Below are 12,429 nucleotides of genomic sequence, written 5' to 3'. Positions count from 1 at the left end.
AAACGCCCGATGAAGTTCATCGGGCGTCGTTAAGGGGGTATCTTTACCAGCCGGATACCCTGGCAAAACCTGTCAACCTATAGCAGGACGGGTCACTCGCAGTGGCCGGTTTTTCCAGGTTGCACTGTGACCGGCCGACGGCCGCGCTCAATGCGAACTGGCGTCCCCGCCGGGCGTTTCATCTGATACAGCGTCCTGGTCGGTGCCGCCGATCTTGTACTTCTCAGCGGCCCACGCGCCGAGATCGACTTGCTTGCAACGGTCCGAGCAAAACGGGCGGAAGCGGTTTTCAGGGGCCCAGAGGACCTCCTTTCCGCAAGTGGGGCATTTGACGAAAGTAGGCATACGGTCAGGCGGTCAATCGTAGACGGAACAAGTAACGAATATAGGGGCTTTTCGCGCCGCTTTAAAGGCGTGCCCCCGCGAGTCGAACGGACGTTCGACTTACCCGGCGAACGTTACAGACTGCAGAGTGTGAGCTGGAACGGCACGTCGACATCTACCGCGCGCGGACGCAGATCGCCGTCCTGCACAGTGAAACGCACCCACAGCATGTACTTGTTCGCGCTGGCTTCCGGGATCACCCGCAATTCGGGTGACACGCGGACCTGCATCAATTGATAGGAGCGGCCCGACAGCATTTGCTGATAGCTGCCCTGCATGGCCATGACTTTCGACGCCTGACCGGATTCGCGCGCGAGCCGCAGCACGATGGTGGCCGCGTCACGCAGCGGCAGCAGCGGCGTGACCCATTTGGCGATGTCCTGGCGACGCTGATCCGGGTGAATTTGTTGCCACGCGTAGTAAGACGGCAGGTCGAATTTGCAGGTACCGCCCGGAATGATCGCGCGGCTGCGGATGCTGGCAAGCCACTCGTTATCGGCCAGATGCTGGCCGGTTTTGCCCTGCATCTGCGAGAGGCCCGCGAGGGTCTGTTCGATTTCGCCGAGTACCGCTTCCAGCGCATTCTGTTCGATGCCGGGATTGCCGCGGAACGGCGCGAGCGTTTGACGCTGGCGTTCGAGTTCCTTCATCAGATCGGACTTCAGATCTGCGCGACCCGCAACCTCGGAGATTTCGAACAACGTTGTCAACGCGACGTGATGTTCCCTGGCGTCTTCCTGAGTCAGAAAGAACGTGAAGCGCTCGAACAGATCTTCGAGGCGCAATAGCGTCCGGATTCGCTCGTTGAAGGGATACTCGTAAAGGATCAAGCGGGCTCGCCTCGGGCGTGGTCGGTGACGGGAATGCAGAACATTCTAATGCCGTGAGACTACCCTAGCAATCTCGCACTTTTCCTGACAGCTTGCGCAACTTTTTTGGCGTGTTTTGGGCAGTTTTCTGCGTCGTTCGGCTCGCGCGATGCCGCAAAGTTCAATGGGCCTTACACTTGCGCCGACGCCCCGGCGGCGAGCGACAGATACACGCGATGCTGCGCGTCGACCTGCGCTCGCAGACTGTCGAGCGATGCGCCGTCGTTGCCGATCACGTCGTCGGCGGCGGCGAGGCGCGCCTCGCGCGTGGCTTGGCGGGCGATGATCGCCAGCACCTGATCGCGGCTGAAGCCGTTGCGAGTCATGACGCGCGAGATTTGCGTGTCGACGCTGCAGTCCACGGTCAACACGCGGTTCACGCGAGTCTTCCAGCTACCCGATTCGACCAGCAGCGGCACGACGACGATCACATAAGGGCCGCGTGCTTCGCGCTGCCCGCGTTCGGTCTCCGCGCGAATCAACGGATGGGTGATGCCTTCGAGCCGCTTGCGGGCGCTGTCGTCGCTGAATACCAGCGTGCGCATGCGAGCGCGGTCGAGCGAGCCGTCCGCCGTGACGAACTCCGCGCCGAACTCCGCCGCGATCTGTGGCATTGCGATGCCGTGCGGCGCGGTGATGCGATGCGCGATCAGGTCGGTATCGACGAGCGGCACGCCGTGCGCGGCGAACAGGTCCGCGACGGTCGATTTGCCACTGCCGATACCGCCAGTCAGTCCCACGACGAACATGCTTCAGCCCCCCAGCGCGAGATAAAGCGGTGTGCCGACGAACAGCGTAACCGCGCCGCCCGCCGCGAGAAACGGTCCGAACGGCAACGGTTCCTGGAAGCGCATGCGGCCAAGCCAGGTGGCGGCGAGGCCGACCACCGCCCCGCTGACCGCGGCGATCAACACGATCTGCGGCAGAGCGGCCCAACCGAACCATGCGCCGAGCGCGGCCAGCAGTTTGAAATCGCCATAGCCCATGCCTTCGACACCGCGCACCAGCTTGAACAGCCAGTGCACGAGCCACAGCGTCAGATAGCCGAAGATCGCGCCCAGCACCGCGTCATGAAGACTGGCGAACATGCCGTTGAAATTGACGATCAGGCCTGCCCACAAAAGCGGCAGCGTCATCGAATCCGGCAGCAGGTGCGTGTCGATATCGATGGCGCTCATAGCCAGCAACGCCGCGCACAGGCCAAACGCGGCGAGCGTCGTGGCGGTCGGGCCGTACAGCGCGAGCGTGCCGGCCGCGCAGGCGGCGCTGACGATTTCGAGCAATGGATAGCGCGGACTGACGCGCGTCTTGCATGCCGAGCAGCGTCCGCGTAGCAGCAGATAGCTCAGCACGGGCAGGTTCTCCCACGCGCTGAGCACATGGCCGCAGTGCGGACACGCGCTGCGCGGCACCCACAAGTTGTAGCGGGCAGGCAGGGTGTCGTCCTCGAGCGGCGCGCCGGTGGTTTCATGCACCTCCGCTTGCCATGCACGCTCCAGCATGATCGGCACACGATGCACGACCACGTTGAGGAAGCTGCCGATCACGAGACCGAACACGACCGCGAAAACGAACTGCAAGCCGGTCGGCAAGCTGCCGAACGCGAAGCCCAGATCGGCGGCAAAGTGCCCGGGCAGCAAGCCCGCAAGCAAGCTGGAAGAGGTGTCTGACACGAGTGGAGGAATAGCCTGCATGGCGAAAGAGTGGATTCGGCTGCGATGCTACACCACGTTGCCGAGTTGAATAATGGGAAGATACATGGCGATCACGAGGCCGCCTACCAGCGCACCCAGCACGACGACGACCAACGGCTCGCACAGGCTCGCCAGCGTGGCGATCTTTTCGTCTACCTGACGATCGCTGAGCGATGCCACGTCGATCAGCATCGTGTCGAGCGTGCCCGATTCCTCCGCGACCGAGATGGGCTGCACGATCTCCGGTGCAAAACAGCGAGCCGAGCGCATGGCCGCCGCGAGCCGTTCACCGCGACGCAGCCGCGCGGCGATGTCGACGGTGGCGCGGTCGAAGAACGCGTTGCCGGTGGCATGCGTCAAGGAGTCGAAGGCGTCGGCGAGCGGCGTGCCGGCTGACAGCAGCGTGCCGAGCGCACGACTCCAGCGGGCTGCGCACAGACTGCTCAACAGCGGACCGGCGACCGGTATTCTCAGCGCCACGCGCGCGAAGCGTATGCGCGCCGCTTCGGAACGTCGTAGCAGAAACGTCGCAGCCCAGCCCATGGCGAACAACATGACGACGACCGGCACGCTCCAGCGCGCGGCACCCGCCGAGAGCGCCAGCACGAACTGGGTAGGCGCGGGCAGCCTGGCGCCGAAGCCGTCGAAGATCTGTTTGAAAGTCGGCACGACCCACACCAGCAACGCGCTGGTGATCGCCATGGCCAGCAGCAGGATCGCCCCCGGATAGGTCAGTGCGGCTCGCACCTTGGCGCGCTGTGCGGCGGCGCGCTCGCGGTCGTCGGCGAGGCGGCCCAGTACCGTGGCTAACGCGCCGGCGGCTTCGCCCACCTCGACGAGCTGGCAATAGAACGCGCTGAATTGGGCCGGATGCCGTTGCAGCGCCGCGGAAAATCGCAGGCCGCTCGTAATGTCGCGTGCCAGCGTGCCGACGATACGCGGCATGCCTTGCTGGCGAACGTCGCCGGTTTGCGCCAGCAGATCGAGCGCAGGCGCGAGCGGCAAGCCGGCGCGCAGCAGACTGCCGAGCTGGCGAGTGAACAGCGTGACATCCGCGGCACGGGTTTTGGGGCGGGGCGCCGCTCCATGCGCTTTGAGTTCGATGATGAACAGGTTGTCACGCCTGTTGAGCAGAGCGCGCGCGGCGCTGGCGTTTGCTGCGATTAGCGCGCCGCGCTTGTGCGTGCCCTGCGCGTTGACGGCGCGCCATTTGAAGCGCAGTTCCGTTGCCGCTGGCCGCGCCGGCACGACGGTATTCATGCGACCTCCGTGGCGGCCAGGGCTTCCGCGAGACTCGTCGTGCCGTCGCGCACGCGCGCCAATGCGGCATCACGCAGCGTAGTCACTTGTTCGGACTGAGCGAGCCGCGCGAGTTCGTGCGTGCCGGCGCCTGCCACGATCAGTTCGCGCATGGGCTCCGACACCGGCATCACCTGATGCACGCCGATCCGGCCACGGTAGCCGATGCCGTGGCACTTCGCGCAACCAGCGGCGGTGTATGGCTGCCAGCCGTCGAGCTGAACGTCGGCGAAGCCCACGGCCCGGAGCGCGGCGGCCGAGTGCGGCGCGGGTGTCCGGCACGCCGCGCACAGTCGACGCATCAGTCTTTGCGCCGTCACCATTCGCAGCGCGGCCGCCAGGTTGTAGGGCTCGACACCAATGTCGATCAGACGTGCGATCGCTGCGGGGGCGTCGTTCGTATGCAGTGTCGACAGCACGAGGTGGCCGGTTTGCGCGGCCTTCACGGCGACGTCGGCGGTTTCTTCGTCGCGGATTTCACCAACCATGATGACGTCCGGGTCCTGACGCAAAAACGCGCGCAGCGCCACGGCGAAGGTGAGGCCTGCTTTCTCGCGCACGCTGACCTGGTTGATGCCGGCTAGCTGGATTTCGGCCGGATCCTCGACCGAACACAGATTGCGTGACGCGTCGTTGAGCAATTGCAGGAAGCAATACAGCGACAGCGTCTTGCCGCTGCCGGTTGGACCGGTGACCAGCATCAGGCCGTGCGGCGCACGGATCGCGGCGTCGACGGTAGCGCGCTGGCGCGGATCGAGGCCGAGCGAGTCGAGCGATAGATCCGCGGGCAATGCGTCGAGCCGGCGCAACACCAGCTTTTCGCCGAACAGCGTAGGCAGCGAGTTGACGCGATAGTCTTCGGTGCGTCCGGGCGACGTGGCGATTCGCAGCCGGCCGTCTTGCGGCACGCGCCGCTCGGCGATGTCCATGCGCGCCAGCACTTTTACACGCGTGATGAACGCGTCGCGCAGATGGGCGGGCGGCTGTGACGTTTCATGCAGCACGCCGTCGATGCGCAAGCGTACGCGCCACGCATGCTCCGACGGTTCGATATGCAGATCCGACGCATTGCGGCGGGTGGCTTCCTGCAGCGTTTCGGTAAGGAGGCGAACGGCCGGCGCGGTGTCGATGTCGCCGAGACTGGCGGCGGGATCGACAGCAAAGTTTGTGGGCCTGCTTTTGGCCGTGGTTTCGCCAGTGAATGTTGACTGCCCTGAAGCGGGCGCAGCGGAATGACTGGATGCTTGCATGAGAGACCGGTGACGAGCCGCCTGTAGAACATGACGGCGTCATCATCGGTCAGGGCATCGCCTTATTGCCACTCGGCCATTCGGCTAATGGTGCGCGCGGCGCCGCTGTGCGAAGCTCTGTTTCGGTTTCAGAGGCGCGTGGCTTTGACGGCCTTGGCCGCACCGCGCACCGGCGGCTTGAACAGCTTGACGGTGCGGATGGCCTGATCGTCGCTGCGCATGACTTCGAGTTTGGTGTCGCCGATCTGCACGCAGACGTCGCCGTCCGGAATGTCTTCGAGAATTTCGAGGATCAGGCCGTTGAGCGTTTTGGGGCCGTCGGTGGGCAGCGTCAATTGCAGCCAGCGGTTCAGTTCGCGCAGCGGCATGCTGCCCGCCACGATGCATTCGCCGCTCTCATTCCAGCCGCCGCGCGTATTGGCGCTACGCGGAATCGACGTGGTGAATTCGCCGATCAGTTCTTCGATGATGTCTTCCGGCGTGACGAGGCCCTGCAGTTCGCCATACTCGTTGACCACCAGCGCGGTGCGGTGGCGGCTTTCCTGGAAGAACTGCAGTTGCTGGAACACGGGCGTGCCGCTCGGCACGAAGTACGGTTCGGCGAGCAGTTCGCGCAGCGTCTCGCGCTCGAGTTCCTGGTTGTGCAGCGCGGCCAGCGTCTTGCGCACGTGCAGCACGCCGAGCACGCGGTCAATGTCGCCTTGATAGACGATCAGCTTGTTGTGATAGCAGGTCTCGAGTTGATGCAGGATCTGTTCGAACGGCGCGTCGAAATCCAGCGCTTCGATGCGTCGGCGCGGGATCATCACGTCGTCGACGGAAATGTTTTCGAGGTCGAACAGGTTCAGCAGAATGCTGCGGTGCTTGGTGGGCATGAAGCTGCCCGATTCGAGCACGATGGTGCGCAGTTCTTCGGTGGACAGGCGCTGATCGTGCGCCCCCTTGGTGTTGATGTGCAGCACTCGCAGGATCGCGTTGGCGAACAGATTGACGAACCAGACGAGCGGCTTCGCGACACGCATCATCGGCGCGATCAGCAGGCTGGCGGGCAGCGCGATCTTTTCCGGAAAGGTGGCGCCGACGATCTTCGGCGTGATCTCCGCGAACACGATGATAAGGAACGCGACAATGCCGGTCGCGATCGAGAGCACGAGGTTGTTACGGCCGAACGTGTGCAGCGCGATCGAGGTGGTCAGCACCGGAATGATCGTATTGAACAGGTTGTTGCCGATCAACACCACGCTCAACAACTGGTCGGTGCGCGCGAGCAGGCCCTGAGTGGTCTTTGCACCGAGCACGTTCTGATTAGCCAGGTGCTTCAGGCGATGACGGTTGAGCGCCATCATCGCCGTTTCAGAAATGGAAAAGAAACTGGAGCAGACGAGCAGCAGACAAACTGCGCCGATCTGCGCCCATAGGGGAAGTTGTTCCACGCGTCGTGAAGGAGAGGGACAGGATGGAGAGAATATAGCAGAGGGGGCCGCTGCGGCTCTGTGCGGCATGGCCGGGTGGGTGCCGGGGGCGGCCGCCCCCTGCGGGGAAGCGTTGTTATAGCTGCGCGGCGCGGCGGCCCCGATCGCGTGGGTAGCGGCTAATTTTGGCCAGCAGGTTGTTTGAGCTTGCGTACCAGTGTTCCTAGTGTGTGCATGAATTCCGGGGTGAAGCCGGCCTCGGCGGCGGCGTCGCGGGAGACGCCGGCGCCGTCGAGAAAGGCGTGGGCGAGCACGGCGGCGTCGTCGGTGGGTCTGCCGCCGTCGATCGTTGCCTGGTGTGCCGGTTCGCTCCGCGCGTGAGCCTTGCCGCCGTAATTCGGCACGGCAACGCGCACGACGCAGGCCGACGCGTCGTATAGCCGGCCGAATGCATCGGCATAGTCGGTTCGCTGCGCGGCGGAGCCATACCGCTTCGTCTCCGCTATCGGTGCGTCGATCTTTAGTCGCAGATGACCGTCGAATTCCGCCACATGGTCGCGGATGGCGTGACCGGGTGCACTGTCCGTACGTGATACGTCGAAAGCGCCGGGCGGCGCTGCAGCGAGGTCGGCGAAGAGGTCGGGAACGTTCGCGTCGCTCCATCGCGTGTTCGACCACTTCGTTGCCGGCGCATCGAATAACGCGAGTGGATCCAGCGGGGTATCGAGCAGATCGTGTAACTGCAGCGAGGTCGATGTTTCGGGCTCGAACGGGTGATCTTCTGATATCAACTGACGGCTGGAAGAAGGCATGGAATAAACGTCCTGAGAAGCGAGCAGCTTTAAGACGGACACGAGAACGCGTCCATTTGCGGCAACCTGAACGGGTTGTAGCTGCTGTTGGCGATGACACGCAAAGACAGCTTGCGGCCGTTGAAGTCGAAGGTGGCGACAAAGTGCTCAGGCGTCGCGCCCGGTGCAATGCGCGCCTTGTCGAGCAGACGGTACAGCGCCCACGGTCCCTGCGTTTGCAGGCCGTCGGCGCCTCCTGACGTGCTGATCTGCAGACTGACCTGGCCGGCACCGCCGGGGCTCGGCCATTTCACCGTGGTGGGCAGTTGCGGACCATGCGCGTAGCGGATCGTTTGGCCGTCGACGTCCAGCGTGTACTGTGCGATCCCCGGATCCAGTTCGAGCGGCGTCAACTCGAACTGCAACGCCGGTGTCGAGGCATTGCTGGGGAAGAATGCCGTGCGGATGATGTCGGCATTCTGGAACGAGTCGGCCAGCGGGGCGTTGCCCGAGGCGGCACCGGTCGCGTCGCGCCTGAAACGCCAGCGGTTTCCGCTGACGTCGATTTGCGACGCCAGATTTTTCTGGAAGAAGCTGTCCATCAAGCCGCCTGGCGCGAACAGTTTCGAAAAATCGTCGAGCGCGACTTCGCGGGTGGCGTTGCGCGCGAACGGATAGCGCCCGGCGATCATGTGCCGGCACAGCCGGCCTATGCCGCCTTGGGCGTCTTGTGCGAGATTGGCGCGCAGCGCGCCGCCGATCTGCGCCGAACCGTTTTGCGACAGGTCGCCGAACATCTTGCGCAACGGCATCGGCATGCGCCCGGCGTCGGCCTGCAGTTTGTCGAAGACGTCGGTTGGCGGCGGCGCATTGCCGCTGTTGAGCGCCGCGCTCGCCGACGTCAGATAGCCGTACAACTCATCGACTACGTGCAGGTTGCCGTCGAACGGTACTGTGCCGGCTGCGTCTCCGGCGGACGCGGTGACGAGGCGGCGCAGTGGTTCGAAATGCGCATCGACCACGGCTTCGGGGCGGTCGTTGCTGGCCGCTTGCGACGCCTCGGGCGCAGCGTTGCCGAACATCGCCGCGAGCGATTGCCGGGCGTCGCCGAGGTGTTGTTGCAGGCGATCCGCCGCGGGCCGCTGCTCGGTCGAGGAGGCGTTTCGCGACAGATTCGTCTCACGCGCGGCGGCTTGCAGGAATTGTCTGAGCGGCGAATCCGGCGCCGACAGCGTGCGTGCGATTCGCGTGCTTTGTGCTATCGACTTGCTATCCACCAGCGTCAAGTCGTTGAGATAGGCATCCCAGACTTCGATGTAGTCGTTGAAGTACGCGCGCCGGACTTCGAGCGCGAGGCGCGGGTTGTCGACGGTGGGCGCGGCGTCGATACCGAGCACCCAGGGCTCTTCGCTGCGCAGTTGCGCGGTGGCGCCAGCGACGCGTTTGTCGAAGACGTCCCAATAGCCTCGATACGTATACAGACTGTCGATGCCGTCGCTGAGCGGTTTGCCGCTGATGCGCCGGAACACGAGCGCGGCTTGCGGGCCACCCGCGCTGACGACCGTGACCGGTGCGGCGCGCGGCGTGTGCAACAGCTCGCGGCGCAACTGATGGTAAGCGCGCTGAGCGAACGAATCGTGCGCGAGCCGTTCGCGCACGCGGCTCACCAGGGCCGCGTCGAGCGCAAACGGCGACGCGACCGCGCGCGCTTCGAAGAGCCGCTTGAGGTGCGCTTCCAGGCGTGCGCGTTCATCGAGTGTGGTGCCGGCAGGCAAAGACGTTTGCGTGTCGAGGATCAACCATGCGGCGACAAAGCCGCCGTCGTAGTGAGCGGCGTCGTGAAGCATCAGATAGGCCTTGAGCGCGTCGTACGCATATTCCGCATCGTCGGGCGGGGCGTTGGACAGCAGCGCTTCGAGACGCGCTGCCGCTTGCGGCAGCAGCTTGTCGTCGAGCGCGCGGCGATAGATCGTCTCGCTGGCTTCGCCGATTTTTGCGCCGGAGTAAAGACCGAGTCCGTAGCGCAAGGCCGGCGGTGCATCGATGTCGAAGCGCTCACTGCGGGGCAGGTTTCGAACCGTGTCGAGCATCGGCGCGAGCGGCACCCACGCACCGGCCGGCAACGTGATCGGCTGGCGGGCCTGCTGATTGAACGCGGCGACGTGCGCGCCGACTTCGTCGAGATAGGCACGGTTGTTCGAATAGCTGATCGTCCAGCCAACTAGCAGTGCCAGCAGCAGGACCACGCTCGTCACCGCAAGCGCCGTATGGGCGATCAGACGTTGCCGCAGCGTTGCGCGGCTCGCGTCGGCGAAACCGGCATCGGCAAAGACGGCTTCGTGCAGCAGTTGCTTCAGGAAGTAGCTCTGACTGCTGCGACGGGTGGCGGACGCGGGTGACGTCATTGCCGTGCCCAAGTGTTGTCCGACCGGCGCCAGAATCCGGTCGATCGCCGGCCCGCTCTGCAAGGCGCTGGTGAAGTAGATGCCGCGCGCGACCAGGTTGGCTTCCAGGTGCGAAGTCTGGAACAGCGTCGAGCAGAAACCGCCGAGCACGTCGCGCAGACTCGCGAACTGCTGCGGGAATAGATAGGCAAGCGCCCGGCTATCGAGATCGGGGTCGGCGCTCACGACGTCGCGCAAGCCTTCGGTCAGACGCTGTGCGAGTTTGTCGAATGCGTCGGTGAATCGAGTGATGACGCTGTTGGACGCTGTGGCGGTTTCATCGAGTGGGAAGGTCGCGCCCCAGACCTGCTCGCGGCCCTCGCGATTCAGCGCGGAAAAGTACTCGATGAAACCGCTCAGGCGATCCATTCGGGTGAAACACAAGTAGATCGGGACCTGCATGTCGAGCAACGCCCGCATGGATTGCAGCGGCTTGCGCAGACGCGTCGCGTAGGCCATGCGTTCGGCCTCGCTCAGCGCGAGCAGCGTGTCTATTGCGACGGTCAGTAGCACGCCGTTGAGCGGTTGGCGCGGCCGATGTTTGCGAAGCAACGCGAGCAGGGTGCGCCACTCGGCGTCGCGCCGCTGGGTATCGTCGGCGGTTTCCAGATAGTGGCCCGGTGTATCGACGAGCACCGCGTGGTTGCTGAACCACCAGTCGCATTGCTGGGTCGGTTCGACGCGGCCGGCGGCGGCGCGCCCCGCTTGCTCGGCGGTCGACAGATCGAGTCCGCCGTGGACCAGTACAGCGGTCTTGCCCGAGTCGTGGCTGCCGACCGCGAGATACCATGGCAATCGATACGCGTACTGACCGGTGACGGTATCGAGCCATGACGTGAGCTTGCCAGTCGTTGGGTTTGCGTGGCGCAGCAGGTACAGCGCTTCGAGAAAACGGGCGCGCAATTCGACAACCGGGGCACCGTCCTGTGTGCCGATACTTGCACCCGCACCCGCACCCGCACCCGCACCCGCACCCGCACCCGCACCCGCATCGTTCACGTTTGCGCGCATCCGCCAAACCAGCCGTGCACACCCGGCCAACAGCACGAATGCAATCAGCCACACCCTTGCGGCCGCACTCTCCAGCGGACGCGTCGCGCCGATCGCCAGCAGCGGCCCCACGCTCCAGATCAGCGCGACAACCAGCGCAATTTCGACGCATAGCCACACACACAGCCACCACGCCCGCGACACCATCAGCTTCACAACCCGTGTTACGAACATCATTTGTCGGTCGCCTGCGAAATACCTTGTCGATCTGCGGAAAGTGGAAACAGCACGATCTCCACGCGGCGGTTTTGCGCGCGACCATCGGCCGTCTGGTTGGTGGCCACCGGCTCTTCGTCGCCGCGCCCGGTCACGGCGACGTTGCGGCCAGCTTCGAGGCCGGCCGTCAGCAGCCATTGCCTGACCGCGTCGGCGCGGGCTTGCGACAACGCGAGGTTCGACTCGAAGCGCCGATCGCGGATCGGCTGGTTGTCCGTATGGCCGGTAATCACGATGTCGCCGTCGACCCGGTTCAGCACACCGGCGAGATGCGCGAGCACAGGCAGATACGCCGGATTTGCGGAGGCCGAACCAGAGTTGAACAGGCCGTCGCCGCGCATCGCGATCACACTGCGGTCCGCCTCTTCGCGCAGCGCGAGCAGGCCGCTTTGCAGATCCGCGTTGAGCGCTTGCCGCAGCCTGTTCGACGGCGGCGCGTCGCTTGCGTGAGTATTTAGCTCGGGCAGATGAAGTGTGTCGATCGCCGAATAGACTCGATCGGCATGCGCGGTGGTGGCCAACAAAAAAGCGGCGAAACTCGCGCTGCCGCTCACGCTGACGAACAGCAACCACGCCCACAACGGCAGCCCGCGGCGCACTCGCCGCACCGACGTACGGTCGGCGGCGCGCCACTCGGGCGACAACGGCAATGCGTATCCGCCGCCGGTTTCATGCAGCAATTTGTGCAGTCGGCGCATCAGCGTCTCGCGTTGCGCGCCGCCGTTGTCGACCACGCGGTAGCGGCCCTGGAAACCGAGCATCAGGCAGAAGTACTGCAACTCGATCATGTCGCGATGCTCGTGCGCGTTCACCGATAAGCGCGCCAGCAACTGGAAGAACTTCTCGCCGCCCCATGTCTCGTTGTGAAAAGCCACCAGCAGACTGTGCGTCGACCACGCGCCGCCGCCGCCCCACGGCGCGAGCGCGGCCGCTTCGTCGAGCGCGGTGCACAGGCAATAGCGCGCGGCGACGATCGTCTCGACGGGAATCGCCGAACGTTGCGCGCGCGTCTGGAACTGT

The 12,429-nt window shown here is 64.6% G+C and carries 10 protein-coding genes; all 10 read right to left on the bottom strand.

All coding sequences use genetic code 11. The features are described from left to right. Nucleotides 1-147: 147 nt before the first annotated feature. The 10 genes from B0G83_RS22225 to tssL all read right to left on the bottom strand — a co-directional run bounded on the left by B0G83_RS22225 (nt 148) and on the right by tssL (nt 12,383). Entirely contained in the window at nt 148-345 is a 198-nt protein-coding gene (locus tag B0G83_RS22225; RefSeq protein ID WP_105509540.1) for a DNA gyrase inhibitor YacG, read from the bottom strand. A 113-nt stretch (nt 346-458) separates the two neighbouring features. Then, nucleotides 459-1,214 (bottom strand): cell division protein ZapD, encoded by a 756-nt coding sequence (zapD, locus tag B0G83_RS22220; protein ID WP_105509539.1) that lies wholly within the window; start codon nt 1,212-1,214, stop codon nt 459-461. Between the two features lie 170 nt (nt 1,215-1,384). After that, entirely contained in the window at nt 1,385-2,002 is a 618-nt protein-coding gene (coaE, locus tag B0G83_RS22215) for a dephospho-CoA kinase (protein ID WP_105509538.1), read from the bottom strand. 3 nt (nt 2,003-2,005) lie between these two features. Then, the gene (locus B0G83_RS22210) at nt 2,006-2,947 is read right to left on the bottom strand and encodes an A24 family peptidase (protein ID WP_105509537.1); all 942 of its coding nucleotides are present in this window, start codon (nt 2,945-2,947) and stop codon (nt 2,006-2,008) included. A gap of 27 nt (nt 2,948-2,974) precedes the next feature. Then, nucleotides 2,975-4,207, bottom strand: a complete 1,233-nt coding sequence (locus tag B0G83_RS22205; RefSeq protein WP_105509536.1) for a type II secretion system F family protein — start codon at nt 4,205-4,207, stop codon at nt 2,975-2,977. Further along, on the bottom strand, nt 4,204-5,496 hold the full coding sequence (locus B0G83_RS22200) for a GspE/PulE family protein (protein ID WP_105509535.1): 1,293 nt from the start codon (nt 5,494-5,496) through the stop codon (nt 4,204-4,206). The genes B0G83_RS22205 and B0G83_RS22200 overlap by 4 nt, the downstream gene beginning before the upstream one ends. A 128-nt stretch (nt 5,497-5,624) precedes the next feature. Beyond that, entirely contained in the window at nt 5,625-6,929 is a 1,305-nt protein-coding gene (locus tag B0G83_RS22195) for an HlyC/CorC family transporter (protein ID WP_105509534.1), read from the bottom strand. Between the two features lie 158 nt (nt 6,930-7,087). Then, complete coding sequence (locus B0G83_RS22190) at nt 7,088-7,720, bottom strand: hypothetical protein (RefSeq protein ID WP_146120279.1); 633 nt, start codon at nt 7,718-7,720, stop codon at nt 7,088-7,090. A gap of 29 nt (nt 7,721-7,749) precedes the next feature. Next, nucleotides 7,750-11,370, bottom strand: coding sequence for a type VI secretion system membrane subunit TssM (gene tssM, locus B0G83_RS22185; RefSeq protein WP_105509532.1), 3,621 nt, complete (start codon nt 11,368-11,370; stop codon nt 7,750-7,752). Further along, on the bottom strand, nt 11,367-12,383 hold the full coding sequence (gene tssL / locus B0G83_RS39590) for a type VI secretion system protein TssL, long form (protein WP_258168121.1): 1,017 nt from the start codon (nt 12,381-12,383) through the stop codon (nt 11,367-11,369). Before tssL ends, tssM begins: the two co-directional genes overlap by 4 nt. Nucleotides 12,384-12,429 lie beyond the last annotated feature (46 nt).

It is taken from the genome of Paraburkholderia sp. BL21I4N1 (assembly GCF_002973525.1).
Classification (GTDB): domain Bacteria; phylum Pseudomonadota; class Gammaproteobacteria; order Burkholderiales; family Burkholderiaceae; genus Paraburkholderia.
This window is presented reverse-complemented; position numbering and strand designations above follow the sequence as displayed.